The organism is Zunongwangia atlantica 22II14-10F7, assembly GCF_002094855.1.
Taxonomy (GTDB): domain Bacteria; phylum Bacteroidota; class Bacteroidia; order Flavobacteriales; family Flavobacteriaceae; genus Zunongwangia; species Zunongwangia atlantica.
The window spans coordinates 362,889-378,212 of sequence record NZ_ARYN01000001.1; the positions used below are offsets into that span (position 1 = coordinate 362,889).

Genomic DNA, 15,324 nt, shown 5'->3' on the forward strand with positions numbered 1-15,324 from the left:
TTATTGGTACCGCCAAAGGCTATAATACCCCGAGACTTGCCCCAAGGTACTTTACTTTTTCTTCTTAAGTATATAAAAATCTCGCATTAATCGGTCCTTATAACCAGATTTTTCAGGATGTACCTGGTTTAGATCGTATTGCTCTATTTTTTGAATAGAATAGTCTGAAAATTCTTCCGTAGAGATCGTATCTGTTACGTTTAGAAGTAATCCAAACTCACTTTCTTCCGGTAAAAAAAGACTGTCGTTTTTAACCAATATTGGTATAGGTTTTCCGTAGTCCCAAATAATTTCAGGGCCAAAAGAATTATATTCATATACCTGAAATTGGTTATTTTTAGCCTGCTTTTTTAATTCAGCAAAAGACTTATAATTTGGATTGTCTATAAAAATATCGATTAGCGGAAATCCAAAAACAATTACCGCACATATAAAACCTACCGTGAGATAAAATATATTAGAAAATCTGTTTTTTCTGAAGTAATAAAATATCGTAATACCAATACCAAAAAGAGCAATAGAGGTAAGGGCATACCATAAATAATAAATTCCGTCTAGATCTAAAATGAAAAACGCAGCGAATGGAAAAGCAATTCCGATGACGGCAATAAGTCCAAAATTGAAATAAACCACCCACTTTTCTTTCATTTTTAAGCCTGAAAAATTACTGAACAGATATTCGATATAAAACGACGTATTTAGCGCCATTGGGATAAGAACCGGCAAAAGATAACGTGATTTTTTTTCAGGAATAATCGATAACAGAATCACTGAAAGTATCGTCCAAAGAATCGCAAATTTGTAAGCTTTTTTATTGCTGACTCTGTTTTTTAAATACGGATAAAGTAATGCCACGAAAGACGGAATCGTCCAGATACCGCTTTGTGTAAAAAAGCTCCAGTAGTAATAAAATGGGCGAATATTATAACTTCCCCAATTAGCTGCTTCGTCTTTGGTGATTTCTAAAAATGCTACAGGATCGGCTAATCTTACGTAAACAAACCACCATAATCCTACTCCTAAACCAAGCACTAGAAAAACGACTAAAGCGCCCCATTTTTTTCTAAAATCCTGAAATTTATAAACAATTGCATAAGCTATTACAAAAGGTAAAAGCAATGCGTAAAGCGAAACAGGACCTTTACTAAGTATCGAAAAACCAAAGAAAATTCCGGCAAAAATAACGTTACGCCATAACTTTCTTTCGTCTCTAAAAAACTGAAAAAGGAAATAAATAGTCACCATCATAAAGGCATGCGTAAAAATATCCCATTGGCCGTTTCTACCAGAAAAGATGATGTAAAAAGAACTTACGGCAATAAGTGAAGCCATAAATGCCTGTTTGCGGGTAATATTTATTAATGCTGAAAATTTATATAGCGAAACGGCGAGTAATGTTGCTGCGCAGGCGGCAGGCAATCGTAAAGCCCATAGATTTTCTATTCCAAATATTTTTGCTGAAATTGCCGTTAGCCACGTAGGCAATGGCGGTTTTTCATAACGTGGGATGTCGTTTAAGGTAGTAAGAAGCCAGTGATTTAGATTCAGCATTTCTCTGGCCGAGCCAAAGTTGCGGGCTTCCATAATATTTACATAAATGGCATCCAGATTAAAAAAAAATATAAGAATACAAATACCAACAAGGGCAAGCAGATATCTATGAAATTTAGGTTTCATTTAATTGTCGTTTAGACTTTTGGCTTAAGATAATATTTCTTACGTAAACTACACTTCCAAAAATATGTCCTGTAAATAAAACAGGATCTTTTCTAATAATGGCGTAAATTAAAATAAGACTGGCGCCAATTAAACTTAAAATCCAAAACCCTAATGGGAGTAAGCTTTCTTTTTTCTTTTCAGAATAAATCCATTGATAAAGAAACCTAAGATTAAAGATTATTTGCGCAACAGTGCCAAGTAAAACCAGCCAGATGGGGATGCTTTCGTTACCAAAGAAGCGTTGTAAATCTAAGGTACCGTTGTTGTAGTTGTAAAGTACTACAAATGCGGGAAAAATATAAATGAAAAGCTGAAAAATACGCTTCATTTTATCCCATTCTCCCTGTAATTGTAAATTCCGAATATAAATATAATAGGTGATCGCCTGGCCAAACATGATCGAAAAATCATCGCGTAGATCGCCATAAACAAAAAGCAAAAAAGAAGCGACTAAGCTAAATTTCCAGAACAGGCTTGGTGTTAAAACTTTTTTATGTTTTTCAGAAAGGATCCATTGTAAAAGCAGCCTCCCAGAGAAAAGTATTTGTGCAGCAAAACCTATGGTATTTATTAGCCACTGGCTCATGCTTTTTTGGCAACGTTATAATTGATGTATTTTTTCTTCATCCATAGATAAGCAAAACAATCTACTAAAGGACCTAAAAGTCTATTCCATAAATGGAATTTTGCTTTCCCGGCAATTCTTGGGTAGTGTCTTACGGGAACTTGTTTTACCGTTCCGTTTTGCAACATGATCATGGCCGGTAAAAAACGATGTAGACCTTTAAACATTGGGATTCGTTTTGCATAATCTGCTTTGATGATCTTTAAAGGACATCCGGTGTCGTTCATTCCATCATGCGTAAAACTTTTACGAATACCATTAGCGATAAGCGAGGACATATTCTTAACAAAAGAATCTTTACGATCTGCTCGCCAACCCGTAACCAAATCATATTCACCTATATCCTTCATTAAAAGGTTAAAATCTTCAGGATCTGTTTGTAGATCTGAATCGATATAACCAATAAGCGGAGTATCAGCATAATCGAATCCGGCTTTAATAGCAGCACTTAGTCCGCAATTCTTTTCAAAAGAAATAAAATGGAAAGCTTCATTGCGCTCGCAAATTTTTTCGATCATCGATAAACTATTATCTGAAGAACCGTCGTTTACCAATAAGATACAGGTAGGCTTAACTGCAATTTTAAGATATGTTGATAATTGTTGCTCCAGGCGTTCCAGGTTTTCCTCCTCGTTGTAGATGGGAACAACGATCGTAAACTGATATTCCATAGTTTATAAATTGATTGCAAATGTATCTTTTAAAAGAAAAAAATAACAAGGTTATAACAAGAAATATCGTTTTTTAATGATAATCATTGTACTTTGCCGCCGCAAATTTTCAGATTATTGATAATTTTAGACTTTAAATTATGAAAGTTTTGGTTACCGGTGCAGCCGGTTTTATAGGTTCTCATGCTGCTGAAGCATTAAATAAAGAAGGTTACGAGGTAATTGGGGTTGATAATTTTTCAGACTATTATGATGTAAAACTGAAAGAATTAAATGTGGAGAGCCTTTGTAAAAACAATATCAATGTTAAAAAAGTTGATCTTAGAATTGCCGAAGATTATAAGGATTTACCAATAGATTTTGACTTTATAATGCATTTTGCAGCGCAGCCGGGAATTTCAGCAACCAGTACTTTCGAGCAGTATCTACAAAATAATGTGATTGCAACTCAAAATCTAATTGAGTTTGCTCACCAAAATAAAAAACTAAAGCACTTTTTTAATATTTCAACTTCTTCAGTTTACGGTTTAGAAGCTACTTTCCCTGAAGATGCAGCTGCACAACCGGCTTCATTTTATGGTGTAACTAAATTAGCTGCAGAGCAATTGGTGTTAGCTGAATCCAGAGCCAAGCGATTGAACAGTAGTTCACTTCGATTATATTCGGTTTACGGGCCTAGAGAACGTCCTGAAAAATTATATACCAAATTAATCGCCTGCGCTTTTAATAATGAAAAGTTCCCATTATTTAGCGGAAGCGAAAAACATCTAAGAAGTTTTACTTATGTTGGGGATATTTTAGAAGGAATACTTTCAGCAGTAAAAAAACACCACGAGATTAATGGAGAAATTATTAATCTTGGAACAGAAGCCGAATATACCACTCAGGAAGGAATCGACTATGTAGAAGAGCTTTTAGGTAAAAAGATCGAACTAGAGATTAAGCCAAGACGAAAAGGTGACCAATGGCATACACGCGCCAATATCAATAAAGCTAAGAAAATTTTAGATTACCATCCAACCACAACTCTGAAGGATGGTTTACAGCGACAGATAAACTGGTATAAAGCCAATTTTCTATAATTTAGAATACTTTTCTAAAAGCTGCTTTGCAGCGATAAATGGAGAGGTTTTTTTATCGAATATTGCCTGTAATTGTTCTTCTAAAGCTGTTTTTATTTCAGGATTCTGATAAAAAGACTGTTTTAGCTGGTCGTTTATGCTTTGTAAGAGCCAAAACTTGCTTTGTTGCTTTCTATTTTCTTCAAAATAGCCATTTTCTAAGGTCTTTCTTTCGAAAGATCGGATAAGATTCCAAATTTCAGGGATACCCTCATTATATAAAGCACTGCTGAGTAAAACTTCTGGCATCCAACCGCTTTCTTTTGTTGGATAAAGATGTAAAGCTCTTTTAAAATCTAATTTTGCAGTATTTGCGGCCTTTATATTTTCACCATCTGCTTTGTTGATCACAATAGCATCTGCCATTTCCATGATTCCGCGTTTTATGCCTTGTAATTCATCACCTGCACCGGCTAATTTCAGTAATAAAAAGAAATCGCACATACTGTGAACGGTAGTTTCGCTTTGCCCAACGCCAACTGTTTCAATTAAAATCACATCAAATCCAGCGGCTTCACATAGCATAATGCTTTCTCTTGTTTTACGCGCAACTCCGCCAAGAGAATCGCCAGATGGGCTAGGGCGTATAAATGCCATGTCTTCTCTCACCAGATTTTCCATTCGGGTTTTATCGCCCAGGATGCTCCCTTTAGAAATGCTGCTACTGGGATCTACCGCAAGAACCGCTACTTTTTTGCCCAATTTGAGTAAATGACTGCCAAAACTTTCAATAAACGTACTTTTTCCCACGCCCGGAACTCCGGTAATTCCTATTCTTATCGATTTTCCTGCGGAAGCAATGGCGCCTTCGATAATTGCTGAAGCCTGTTCATGGTGAGTTGGATTATTGCTTTCAACCAAAGTGATCGCTTGTCCTAAGGCTGTTTGACTCCCCTGAAGCAGCCGATCTAAAATTTTGGTATGATCCTGTTTTTTCTTACGAAGGGATTTAATTTTTTCCGCAGCGCTAATGCTAACATTTGCTGAAGCAGGAATGCTATGACTCTGGGAGATGGCAGATTTTTTAGAAGGCTTCTTCAAGCTAATACTTATTTATGACAAATTTATGAATACATTTTTTGAATGCGAATTTTACGAATGGTATATTGATAGGGAATAATATTAAACATTCGAAAAAATGAAAACTTTGTATTCAGCTAAGGTAACCACTGAAGGTGGTAGAAAAGGCAGAACCATTAGTGATGATGGAATATTAGATCTACAACTTTCAATGCCTAAAAGCCTTGGTGGTGAAGGTGGAGATTATACAAATCCAGAGCAGCTTTTTGCAGCGGGATATTCTGCATGCTTTGGTAGTGCTTTAGAAATGATCGCTAAAAACTCTAATGTAGATTTAGGGGATTATAGTGTTACCGTAACAATTGATCTTGGGCAAAATGAAGATAAAGAATTAGATCTTTCTGCTGTTTTGGATATTTATATTCCAGATATCGATGTTGAAACTGGAGAAGATTTAATAAATGAAGCTCACGAGGTTTGTCCTTATTCCAGAGCGACAAGAGATAATATCGATGTGACTTTAAATCTTTTGATCGACGAAGATTAATATTCGATAAAAACCGACTTAATTATTTGAAGAGGCTTCTATCGTAGGAGTCTCTTTTATTTTTATAGGCACAGCAACGCTAGTGCGATCCCAGGCCAACGCCATAAAAACAAAATCATTGGCTTGCTCAAAATAGATAGTGAATTGTTCTACCGTTTCCTGTAGATTATTAGAAGGAACTTCAACGATTAGAGCATCAAATTCGGGGTCGCGGTATACTTTTCCATCAAGATCGATTCCCCAGGGATACATTTTATTATTAAAGATAATTTCCCAGCTTTCTTTTTTAGGAACCGTCCACAACGTGTATTCTCCTTTTGCCAATAAACTACCATCTACCATAATGTCCTTGTTGGTTTTAAAAGTGGTAGCTTCGTTAGCGCCAGTACGCCAAACAGAATCGTAGGCTACCAGATTTCCAAAAATTTCACGTCCCTTTTTATATGGCCTGTTATAAAAAACTTCTAAAGTAAGGTCGTTATTGGTGTAAGATACCGTATCCTCTGGGCTGTATGCTTTAGTATTATAGCGAACAACAAAAAATATTACAGCGATCACCAAAAGACTGATTCCTAAAATTTTAAGTAGTAACTTCAGGCTATTATTCATAAGATTATATTTGATCTATATTGGGCAAAAAGCATGCAGATTTTAAAGTATTAAAATAAGGATATAATTAGATTTCTACATTTTTATTCAGAAAAAATATACTTTTTGCAACATAGCGAATTTTGATTCGTCTTTAAAGTGAACAACAACCAATCAAAAAACCATTTTGTTACAACATCAGTTAATAGAAGATTGTAAGAATAACAGCCGCAAAGCGCAGCTTAAGCTTTACAATAAATACTGTGAAGGTATGTATTATATGGCATTACGGTTTATGAACGATACCCAGGAGGCTGAGGATGCGATGCAGGAAGCTTTTATTAAGGCTTTTGCAAAACTGCATCATTTTACCGGAGAGGTCACCTTTGGCGCCTGGCTTAAAAGGATCGTTATAAACAAATGTCTGGATAAGCTTAAAGCTAAAAAGCTAGAACAGGTGGCGATGAACGAGCAGGTTCTTGGAATCGTCGACGAAGAGGAGAACTGGAATGTTAACGACAGCATTACTGTTGAAGACATTAAGCAAGCGATTAGCGAGCTTCCAGAAAAGTATCGCTATCCTTTAATGCTATTTTTAGTTGAAGGATACGATCATGAAGAGATTTCAGAAATTCTGAATATTAGCCAGGTGGCTTCCAGGACGCTGGTTCACCGTGGAAAGAAAAAATTGCAAGAGAAAATCAGGAATCTTGAAGAACAATCGGGAAGAATGAACAGACAAACAAAATTGTAGGTAAGCTGTTTAGCTAACAGAAAACCACACATAAAAATTTGAGATATGGGACAGGATATTAGAAAAATGCTGCAGGAGGATAAAGAAAGCCGAAAGTTTAAAATGCCAGAAGGACATCAAGTGAGATTTGAAGATCGATTGAATAAAGCCTTTCCAGAAAAGAAAAAGTCTGCAGGGCGTAAATGGTTTTTACAGATCGCCGCGATACTTGTGGTAGCGCTTGCAGCGGGAGGATTTTTCTACTTCAATTCGGGTAATTCAGTAGATCCTTATGGAACTCAGGTTGTAGAAACTTCAGAAGAAAATCCTTTAGAAGAGAAAGAAAAGAAAACGGAAAATTCAGCAAAACAATTTCAGCTAAGTGATGTGTCGCCTCAGTATAAAAAGATTGAAGATTATTATATGGCGAGCCTTAATATGGAGTTGGCAAAACTAGATGTGAATAACGAGAACAAGGAACTTATCGATTCTTTTATGAAACAACTGGCAGAGCTGGATAAAGAATACAAAAGATTAAATAACGAATTAAATGAGTTAGGGCCTAATGAACAAACCATCGAAGCCATGGTCGCTAACTTACAGCTTAGGTTAGAGTTGTTGTTCAAACTAAAACAAAAGCTAAAAGAAATTAAAGAATCAAAAGACAACAGTTATGAAAATGCACAAGCTTAATTATATTTTATTATTCCTTTTGGGATGCGCTATTAATGTATCAGTTTCTGCACAGGATATGATGCAACGAAACTATAATGTGAATAGTGATGTTATTGTAGATGTAGATGCTAAGAATACCAATATTATCATTGAAAGTTGGGATAAGAACAGCGTAGCGATCGAAGCTTTTATAAATGATGGTGTTCCGCAGAACGAAGCTACTAAAATGATGGATAGTTGGAAATTAACTACCAATGGGAATAAAAATAAGGTTCAGATCTCATCAAAATCTGATATGAATGTAAATTGGGATGTAGATATTAATGAAGCTGAACTTAACGATGCCCTGGCGCAATTGCCAGAGATTATGGGGCCAATAATGAATAATTTGGTAAATCCAATATTACAGAACATTTCTGAAAATCCTTTGCCTCCAGATCTTTTCGAAAATATGGGAGCTATAAATTTTGATTATGAAGCCTATCAGGAAGAAGGGGATGCATATTTAGAGCGCTACGAAAAGCAGGTGGATAAAAAGTTTGGAAAAGACTTTGAAAAGAAAATGGAAAAATGGGCTGCAAATTTTGAAAAGAACATAGAAGGAAATAGCGAAGAATTCGAAAAAAGTATGGAAGAATGGGGAAATTCTTTTGGAGCCAGCATGGAGAAATGGGGAGAATCCTTCGGAAAAAAAATGGAAGCCTGGGGAAAGAATTTTGAAGAAAAAATGGCCGCTAAAGAAGAAGCGGGTCAAAATATGCCCAACGTGATCGTAATAAATCGTAATAAAGAAGGCACTAAAGCTCAAAAGACAATTAAAATAAAAGCCCCTAAAAATGCACAAATACGCCTTAATGTGCGATATGGTAAGGTAGAATTGGATAATGCAGATAATCTTATGGCAGAATTATCTCACGCTAATTTTAAAGCGAATAGAATCTCCGGGAAAGATACTCACGTTAAGGTTTCGTATACTCCCGTTAAGATCTCAAACTGGGATTACGGAGTACTAAATGCTTCTTATTTACCTAGCTGTGATATTAATGCAGCCAGAAGTATAAAATTGATTTCGAATAGTAGTGACGTAAATATCAATAGATTGAGCGAAGTTGGGATTCTATCTGGAACTTTTGGGAATTTAGCGATCAAAAATTTAGGCGGGAGTTTTAAGAATCTTGATATTACCTTAGAGAATAGTGATCTTAAATTGAAGTTACCACAGTCTGCTTTTAGGTTTAATTATAACGGGAACCAGAGTGATGTAGAGTATCCAGGAACTTTAAAAGTAGATAAGACTTCTTCTTACGATAACGAGATTCTAAAAGGATACTATAAAAGTTCAAATTCTGATGCTCAAATCAGTATTTCAGCAAGATTTAGCGATGTGTTGCTAAATTAGAACGCAAAGATTACTTTTGGCGAAAATGCAATTTATGAAAGCTAATTTCGCTGAATATATTTCCGGGTTAACTGCAGGTTTTACTCCAGTTGTTGGAGGAGATCTTAAACAGGAAGATTTTATTGCCATCGACCTGTCTGCAAATAACCCGGAACTTTTAAAATTAGAGCAACTTTCTTCTGAAGCCTTTTCGGTATTTATAAATCATAATCTTAAAGTGGCTGGTAAAAAGGTCGCTTTTGGTGGTTATAACGAAGTGAGAAAACTTTATCAGCGTAGCCAGCTTTTCAATAAAAATGTAGATGAATTTTTAAACCGAAATATTCATATTGGTTTGGATATTTGGACTGCGGAAGGAACCGATGTGCTTGCGGTTTTAGATGGCGAAATTCACAGCTTTCAGGATAATGCTAATTTTGGCGATTATGGTCCAACAATTATTGTGAAGCATGCGATTGAAGATGAGCAGTTCTATTCACTTTACGGTCATTTAAGCAGAAAGTCATTAGAAAATCTTCAAGTTGGTCAGGAGGTTAAGGCACAGGAAAAAATAGCCGAACTTGGCGCTGCGCAGGAAAATGGTGATTACGCACCACATTTACATTTTCAGATCATTAAAGATCTTCAGGAAAATAAAGGAGATTATCCCGGTGTAGCTTCTAAAAAAGACCTGGATTTCTATCTTGAAAATTGTCCCGATCCTAATTTGTTGCTGAAGATTTAATTTTTAGGAAATTTATTTCTTTTTCCGTTTAGTGATTAATGCTATGACTGCTCCGGTGACGATTCCCATGGCCAGCGCATTAAAAACCTGCATAAAAATATACATTTTCAAGCTATGCATCATTTCGGCATTTTCTGGAGTCATGCCTTGTCTTTCGGAAAGAGTAATCATATTCTGAAGATATTCCGGACTAATAACCGTCACCGCAAAATATTGAATAAGCGGAGTAAGAACGGTAATCACACCCGTTAAAACCACACCGCTTATAAAACCCTGCTGCCATCCAAATTTTTCATTTTGGAAATATTTATCACGCTTTTCTTTTAAAGCTGCGTAGTAAATTAAAAAAGCGATTACCGCAAAAAATAAGGAATAAACTCCCTGTACATCGATATCTTCATCATGCCAACCCATGAATTTTTCAAAAGCGATCCAGATAAGTTGAGCAATCACAAAAGTGACTCCCCATTTAATTTCTACCTTAAATTTTTTCATTGTGGGTAAACATTTTTAGAGAAACAAAAATAAGAAAGCCATTGCTAAGATTGGATAGTTACAGATAGAATTTTGGACTATTGAAGGATTGGTAGGTTAGTTTGTTTTGCGTTGTAACGCTATCTTTTATAGAGATAATTGGAAATACTTTTAAATAAAAAAGCTGCCTTTTGATAAAGACAGCTTTTCTTAGATTCGATCTATAATTTATTGGCACCGCCAAAGGGTATAATATTCCGAGGCTTGCCTCGAAATTAAAAAATTTTTTCTAGAGAATGCCTTGTGGGCTCACCCCGAGGTAGTTTACTAAGCCTTTTTAACGACAACCCATTCGCCACTTTCGATTAGCGGAATTGCCTGCTTATATTTTACAGTTTTATTTTCGCCTTTAGTAACGTGTTTAATAACAACTCTATCGTTACGACCAATTTTTGGCTGCTCACGAGTGATAGTTTCTGTTACCTGTGGACGCTGAGGTTGCTGTGCACCGCTAGCAGCTTGTCCTGCTGCACGGCTTTGTGCTGCACGCTCGTCAAGATTCTGAATTTCTTCTTTGGAAGCTTCAATTTTTTCCTGGCGACGTTTTCTGGCCTCGTGAATATTGGTCATATTTCCTTCAGGAATTTCTCCTTTAAATAGGAAACCAATTACATCACGGTTTACATCTTCTAACATCGCTTTAAATAATTCGAAAGCTTCGAATTTATAAATTAATAAAGGATCTTTTTGCTCGTGTACCGCTAACTGAACACTTTGTTTTAGTTCGTCCATCTTACGAAGATGCGTTTTCCATGCATCATCGATAATGGCTAAAGTGATATTCTTCTCGAAATCCTTGATCAATTGCTCACCTTTTGTTTCGTAAGCTTTTTCAAGATTCGTAACTACCTGAAGTGTTTTTTGCCCATCTGAGAATGGAACCGAAATTCTTTCGAAATTATTGGTTTCATCTTCATAAACCTGCTCGATCACAGGATATGCTCTGGCTGCACTATTCTTCGTTTTTTCCTGATAATGTGCGTAAGCCGCTTTATAAACTTCGCCAGCGATCTTTTGAGAATTCATTTTCCCAAAGTCATCTTCAGAGATTGGCGAACTCATAGAGAAGTAACGAATTAATTCGAATTCGAAATTCTTGTAATCGTTGGCTTGTTTATTCGTTTCAGAAATTAATTCAGAAATATCGAATATCATATTGGCAAGGTCTACACGTAAACGCTCACCAAATAAGGCATGGTAACGACGTTTGTAGATCACTTCACGCTGCGCATTCATCACATCGTCATATTCTAACAGACGTTTACGAATACCAAAGTTATTTTCTTCAACTTTTTTCTGCGCTCTTTCGATAGATTTAGAAATCATCCCATGTTGGATCACTTCGCCTTCTTCAAGACCCATACGATCCATAAGCTTGGCAATTCTTTCAGATCCAAACAAACGCATTAAGTTATCTTCCAACGATACGTAGAACTGAGAACTACCTGGATCTCCTTGTCTACCTGCACGACCTCTTAACTGGCGGTCTACACGACGAGAATCGTGACGCTCTGTACCAATGATTGCTAAACCACCGGCGTCTTTTACTTCTTTAGAAAGTTTAATATCGGTACCACGACCTGCCATGTTGGTTGCGATGGTTACGATACCACCTTTACCAGCTTCAGCAACAATATCTGCCTCTTTTTTATGCAATTTCGCATTTAAGACATTGTGAGGTACATTTCTAAGTTTAAGCATTCTACTTAAAAGCTCAGAAATTTCTACGGAAGTTGTACCAATTAGCACCGGTCTTCCTGCTTTAGAAAGATCGGTTACATGGTCGATTACCGCATTATATTTTTCACGTTTTGTTTTGTAAACAAGATCGTCTTTATCGTTTCTGGCAATAGGTCTGTTTGTTGGAATTTCAACAACATCAAGTTTGTATATTTCCCAGAATTCTCCAGCCTCGGTCACCGCAGTACCCGTCATACCCGAAAGTTTACGGTACATCCTGAAGTAATTTTGAAGCGTTACCGTAGCAAAAGTTTGCGTAGCATCTTCAATCTTTACATTTTCTTTCGCCTCGATCGCCTGGTGTAAACCATCGCTATAACGACGCCCGTCCATAATACGACCGGTTTGCTCGTCTACGATTTTAACTTTGTTATCCATTACCACATATTCGGTATCTTTTTCGAATAGGGTATAGGCTTTTAAAAGTTGGCGAAGGGTGTGAATACGTTCACTTTTTACACTATAATCGCGGAAAAGTTCTTCTTTTTTCTCAGCTTCTTCTTCTTTAGAAAGGCCAGCATTTTCGATTTTGGCGATTTCCATACCAATTTCGGGCATTACGAAGAAGTTAGGATCATCCTGTCCAGAAAGATATTCGATACCTTTATCGGTAAGATCGATCTGGTTATTTTTTTCTTCAATAGTAAAATACAATTCGGCATCAACCTTAGGCATTTCGCGGTTGTTGTCCTGCATGTAATGGTTTTCTGTCTTCTGAAGAATTTGTTTTACACCTTCCTGACTTAAATACTTTATTAAAGCTTTATTCTTCGGAAGTGCTCTGTAAGCACGTAAAAGTTGCAGTCCGCCTTCTTTTTGGTCACCTTCAGCAATTAATTTTTTAGCAGCCTGAAGAAATTCTGTCGCCTTTTTACGCTGAATTTCATAAATATTGGCAACAGCAGGTTTTAACTGATCAAATTCGTGTACATTTCCTTTAGGAATAGGTCCTGAAATGATAAGTGGTGTACGAGCATCATCAATTAAAACAGAATCCACCTCATCGACGATTGCATAATTATGTGGACGCTGTACCAGGTCGTCTGGTGCATGAGACATATTATCTCTTAAATAGTCAAAACCAAATTCGTTATTGGTTCCGTAGGTAATATCTGCATTATAAGCTTTTCTACGTGAAGCCGAATTAGGGCGGTGATAATCAATACAATCTACGCTTAAACCATGAAATTCGAAAATTGGCGCCATCCAGGCACTATCACGTTTTGCAAGATAATCGTTAACTGTTACCAGGTGAACCCCATTACCGGTAAGCGCGTTAAGATAAACAGGAAGTGTAGCCACAAGTGTTTTACCTTCCCCGGTTTGCATCTCTGAAATTTTACCTTGGTGCATTGCTACACCACCAATTAACTGCACATCGTAGTGAACCATATCCCAGGTTACCGGTTTACCGGCAGCATCCCATGAATTGTTCCAGATAGCTTTATCGCCTTCAAGATTCACATAATCTTTATCTGCAGAGATCTCACGATCAAAAGCAGAGGCTGTAACTTCTAAAGTAGGATTGGCTGCAAATCGTTTTGCAGTTTCCTTTACAGTAGCAAAAGCTTCTGGTAAAATTTCATTTAAAACACCTTCTGAAATTTCGTACGCCTTATCTTTAAGTCCGTCGATTTCAGCATAGATATCTTCTTTACGCGTAATATCATCAGATTCTTCAGCTTCTTTTTCAAGATTTTCAATCTGTTGATTTACATCTTTTAAAGCTTCAGATATTTTTGATTTAAATTGTGTAGTCTTAGCGCGAAGCTCGTCCAAACTCAATGCCTCAAAATCTGCTTCGAGCGCTTTAATTTTATTTACAATAGGTTGTATTTCTTTGACATCCTTTTTGGATTTGTCGCCAACAAATACTTTTAATACAGATTCTAAAAAACTCATAGTTTTTCCATTATTAGGGGTTCAAAGGTAAGCAAAAAAAAAGCCTCATTAATAAATGAGACTTTTAACTTTATGCGTACAAATGTGATTTAATATTCATCTTCATTCCACAGATAATCATCATCTGTTGGATAATCCGGCCATATTTCTTCGATAGAATCATAAGAGTCACCTTCATCTTCAATAGCTTGTAGGTTTTCAACTACTTCTAGCGGTGCTCCTGTTCTAATGGCGTAATCAATTAACTCATCTTTGGAGGCCGGCCATGGTGCATCACTTAAATAAGATGCTAATTCTAAAGTCCAGTACATTAGTTAATCGGGTTTTTAATTTCTGCAAAAATAATTTTTTTACTGAAATACCCAAGAAAAAAGTCTGTTTTTTAACCAATATTGTTAAGAACATAAGCAAAAGCGCCAAAAGCTTAGTAAATACGGCAATCTTTCACTTTTAATCTGCTGAATTTCTAGGATTTTTTTGGAATCCATTTAATTTCTTCAGCCTGCAGTTGTTTAGTCAATAGTCGTGCCAGCACGAAGAGGTAGTCAGAGAGTCGGTTTAAGTATTTTAAAACTTCTTCATCAAAAACTTCTTCGTTGTATAGTGCTGTACTTAAGCGTTCTGCGCGCCTGCAAACGCATCTGGCGATGTGACAGAATGACACGCTTTGATGCCCGCCTGGTAAAATGAAATGAGTCATCTCTGGAAGTTCTTCATTCATTCTATCCATTTCGGTTTCTAATAAATGAATATCCTCTTCAGAAATTCGCGGAATATTAAGGCGAGATTTGCCATTTTTTAAGGTTGCTTTTTCTGGATCTGTTGCCAGTATAGAGCCTATGGTAAAAAGTTTATGCTGAATTTCAAGTAAAACTTCCGCAGTAATAGTATCGATTTTTTGATCTCGAATAAGACCAATATGGGCGTTAAGTTCGTCTACAGTGCCGTAACTCTCGATGCGAATATGATGTTTAGGAACGCGGGTGCCACCAAATAATGCAGTAGTGCCTTTGTCTCCTGTTTTTGTATAAATTTTCATTCAGTAATTTTTTCAGAAGAACTTTAAGAAAAGCGAAGTTACAAAGTTAAGGGAGCAATTATTTGGTTTCTTTCTCTTTTTCTTCTTCTTTTTTGCGCGCCTGATATCTACGGCGAAAATCTAAATTTTGGCTTCTTCTTTTTTTTCGTTGCTTGGCGCCCATTGAAAACGCAAGTAATCCAACTGCAATAATGATAAGATAAATATAGGTTTCCTGATCTAGATCGAACACAAGCTTAAGATTCTAAGTTATGCTTACAAAGTTAAGATTTTATAGAAAGCAAATA

16 protein-coding genes are annotated in these 15,324 nt (G+C 36.3%); 6 read left to right on the plus strand and 10 right to left on the minus strand.

What is annotated here, in order from left to right:
• Positions 1-51 precede the first annotated feature (51 nt).
• The 3 genes from IIF7_RS01480 to IIF7_RS01490 are packed head-to-tail and all read right to left on the minus strand — an operon-like array spanning position 52 to position 3,015.
• Entirely contained in the window at positions 52-1,677 is a 1,626-nt protein-coding gene (locus IIF7_RS01480) for an ArnT family glycosyltransferase (protein ID WP_245801475.1), read from the minus strand.
• Positions 1,667-2,305, minus strand: a complete 639-nt coding sequence (locus tag IIF7_RS01485) for a lipid-A-disaccharide synthase N-terminal domain-containing protein (RefSeq protein ID WP_084839885.1) — start codon at positions 2,303-2,305, stop codon at positions 1,667-1,669. Before IIF7_RS01485 ends, IIF7_RS01480 begins: the two co-directional genes overlap by 11 nt.
• Complete coding sequence (locus tag IIF7_RS01490; RefSeq protein WP_084839886.1) at positions 2,302-3,015, minus strand: glycosyltransferase; 714 nt, start codon at positions 3,013-3,015, stop codon at positions 2,302-2,304. Before IIF7_RS01490 ends, IIF7_RS01485 begins: the two co-directional genes overlap by 4 nt.
• A 140-nt stretch (positions 3,016-3,155) precedes the next feature.
• On the opposite strand from IIF7_RS01490, the gene IIF7_RS01495 reads away from it, so the two are divergent.
• On the plus strand, positions 3,156-4,097 hold the full coding sequence (locus IIF7_RS01495; RefSeq protein WP_084839887.1) for an NAD-dependent epimerase/dehydratase family protein: 942 nt from the start codon (positions 3,156-3,158) through the stop codon (positions 4,095-4,097).
• On the opposite strand, the gene meaB is transcribed toward IIF7_RS01495, so the two are convergent.
• Entirely contained in the window at positions 4,092-5,177 is a 1,086-nt protein-coding gene (meaB, locus tag IIF7_RS01500) for a methylmalonyl Co-A mutase-associated GTPase MeaB (RefSeq protein WP_084839888.1), read from the minus strand. The two genes, IIF7_RS01495 and meaB, sit on opposite strands and share 6 nt — an antisense overlap.
• A 97-nt stretch (positions 5,178-5,274) precedes the next feature.
• On the opposite strand from meaB, the gene IIF7_RS01505 reads away from it, so the two are divergent.
• Positions 5,275-5,703 (plus strand): organic hydroperoxide resistance protein, encoded by a 429-nt coding sequence (locus IIF7_RS01505; RefSeq protein WP_084839889.1) that lies wholly within the window; start codon positions 5,275-5,277, stop codon positions 5,701-5,703.
• 18 nt (positions 5,704-5,721) lie between these two features.
• Here the strand turns inward: IIF7_RS01505 and IIF7_RS01510 are convergent, their stop codons facing one another.
• Positions 5,722-6,312: a DUF2911 domain-containing protein gene (locus tag IIF7_RS01510; RefSeq protein ID WP_084839890.1), complete on the minus strand. Its 591-nt coding sequence runs from the start codon at positions 6,310-6,312 to the stop codon at positions 5,722-5,724.
• A gap of 166 nt (positions 6,313-6,478) precedes the next feature.
• Here IIF7_RS01510 and IIF7_RS01515 point away from each other — a divergent pair, with 166 nt between their 5' ends.
• From IIF7_RS01515 to IIF7_RS01530, 4 genes are read left to right on the plus strand one after another with little or no spacing between them, the layout of a single operon-like run.
• Positions 6,479-7,045: an RNA polymerase sigma factor gene (locus IIF7_RS01515; protein WP_084839891.1), complete on the plus strand. Its 567-nt coding sequence runs from the start codon at positions 6,479-6,481 to the stop codon at positions 7,043-7,045.
• Between the two features lie 45 nt (positions 7,046-7,090).
• Positions 7,091-7,717 (plus strand): hypothetical protein, encoded by a 627-nt coding sequence (locus IIF7_RS01520; RefSeq protein ID WP_084839892.1) that lies wholly within the window; start codon positions 7,091-7,093, stop codon positions 7,715-7,717.
• Complete coding sequence (locus IIF7_RS01525; RefSeq protein WP_084839893.1) at positions 7,698-9,098, plus strand: hypothetical protein; 1,401 nt, start codon at positions 7,698-7,700, stop codon at positions 9,096-9,098. Before IIF7_RS01520 ends, IIF7_RS01525 begins: the two co-directional genes overlap by 20 nt.
• Positions 9,099-9,123: 25 nt before the next feature.
• Entirely contained in the window at positions 9,124-9,822 is a 699-nt protein-coding gene (locus IIF7_RS01530; RefSeq protein WP_084839894.1) for a peptidoglycan DD-metalloendopeptidase family protein, read from the plus strand.
• A gap of 12 nt (positions 9,823-9,834) precedes the next feature.
• Here IIF7_RS01530 and IIF7_RS01535 read toward each other — a convergent pair whose 3' ends face one another.
• From IIF7_RS01535 to IIF7_RS20790, 5 genes are all read right to left on the minus strand, one after another.
• Positions 9,835-10,317, minus strand: a complete 483-nt coding sequence (locus IIF7_RS01535; protein WP_084839895.1) for a DUF4199 domain-containing protein — start codon at positions 10,315-10,317, stop codon at positions 9,835-9,837.
• Positions 10,318-10,623: 306 nt separating this feature from the next.
• Complete coding sequence (gene secA / locus IIF7_RS01540) at positions 10,624-13,998, minus strand: preprotein translocase subunit SecA (RefSeq protein ID WP_084839896.1); 3,375 nt, start codon at positions 13,996-13,998, stop codon at positions 10,624-10,626.
• A gap of 89 nt (positions 13,999-14,087) precedes the next feature.
• Entirely contained in the window at positions 14,088-14,309 is a 222-nt protein-coding gene (locus IIF7_RS01545) for a DUF2795 domain-containing protein (RefSeq protein WP_084839897.1), read from the minus strand.
• A 155-nt stretch (positions 14,310-14,464) separates the two neighbouring features.
• Positions 14,465-15,037 (minus strand): cob(I)yrinic acid a,c-diamide adenosyltransferase, encoded by a 573-nt coding sequence (locus tag IIF7_RS01550; protein WP_084839898.1) that lies wholly within the window; start codon positions 15,035-15,037, stop codon positions 14,465-14,467.
• 58 nt (positions 15,038-15,095) lie between these two features.
• Positions 15,096-15,269 (minus strand): hypothetical protein, encoded by a 174-nt coding sequence (locus IIF7_RS20790; protein WP_176218879.1) that lies wholly within the window; start codon positions 15,267-15,269, stop codon positions 15,096-15,098.
• Positions 15,270-15,324: the final 55 nt, after the last annotated feature.

What these genes read in the sequence shown, in the direction of transcription:
- secA (WP_084839896.1), bottom strand. Translation starts at nt 13,998, where the DNA reads ATGAGTTTTTTAGAATCTGTATTAAAAGTATTTGTTGGCGACAAATCC.
- IIF7_RS01545 (WP_084839897.1), bottom strand. Translation starts at nt 14,309, where the DNA reads ATGTACTGGACTTTAGAATTAGCATCTTATTTAAGTGATGCACCATGG.
- IIF7_RS01480 (WP_245801475.1), bottom strand. Translation starts at nt 1,677, where the DNA reads ATGAAACCTAAATTTCATAGATATCTGCTTGCCCTTGTTGGTATTTGT.
- IIF7_RS01510 (WP_084839890.1), bottom strand. Translation starts at nt 6,312, where the DNA reads ATGAATAATAGCCTGAAGTTACTACTTAAAATTTTAGGAATCAGTCTT.
- IIF7_RS01550 (WP_084839898.1), bottom strand. Translation starts at nt 15,037, where the DNA reads ATGAAAATTTATACAAAAACAGGAGACAAAGGCACTACTGCATTATTT.
- IIF7_RS01485 (WP_084839885.1), bottom strand. Translation starts at nt 2,305, where the DNA reads ATGAGCCAGTGGCTAATAAATACCATAGGTTTTGCTGCACAAATACTT.
- IIF7_RS01505 (WP_084839889.1), top strand. Translation starts at nt 5,275, where the DNA reads ATGAAAACTTTGTATTCAGCTAAGGTAACCACTGAAGGTGGTAGAAAA.
- IIF7_RS01495 (WP_084839887.1), top strand. Translation starts at nt 3,156, where the DNA reads ATGAAAGTTTTGGTTACCGGTGCAGCCGGTTTTATAGGTTCTCATGCT.
- IIF7_RS01535 (WP_084839895.1), bottom strand. Translation starts at nt 10,317, where the DNA reads ATGAAAAAATTTAAGGTAGAAATTAAATGGGGAGTCACTTTTGTGATT.
- IIF7_RS01525 (WP_084839893.1), top strand. Translation starts at nt 7,698, where the DNA reads ATGAAAATGCACAAGCTTAATTATATTTTATTATTCCTTTTGGGATGC.
- IIF7_RS01530 (WP_084839894.1), top strand. Translation starts at nt 9,124, where the DNA reads ATGCAATTTATGAAAGCTAATTTCGCTGAATATATTTCCGGGTTAACT.
- IIF7_RS01520 (WP_084839892.1), top strand. Translation starts at nt 7,091, where the DNA reads ATGGGACAGGATATTAGAAAAATGCTGCAGGAGGATAAAGAAAGCCGA.
- IIF7_RS01490 (WP_084839886.1), bottom strand. Translation starts at nt 3,015, where the DNA reads ATGGAATATCAGTTTACGATCGTTGTTCCCATCTACAACGAGGAGGAA.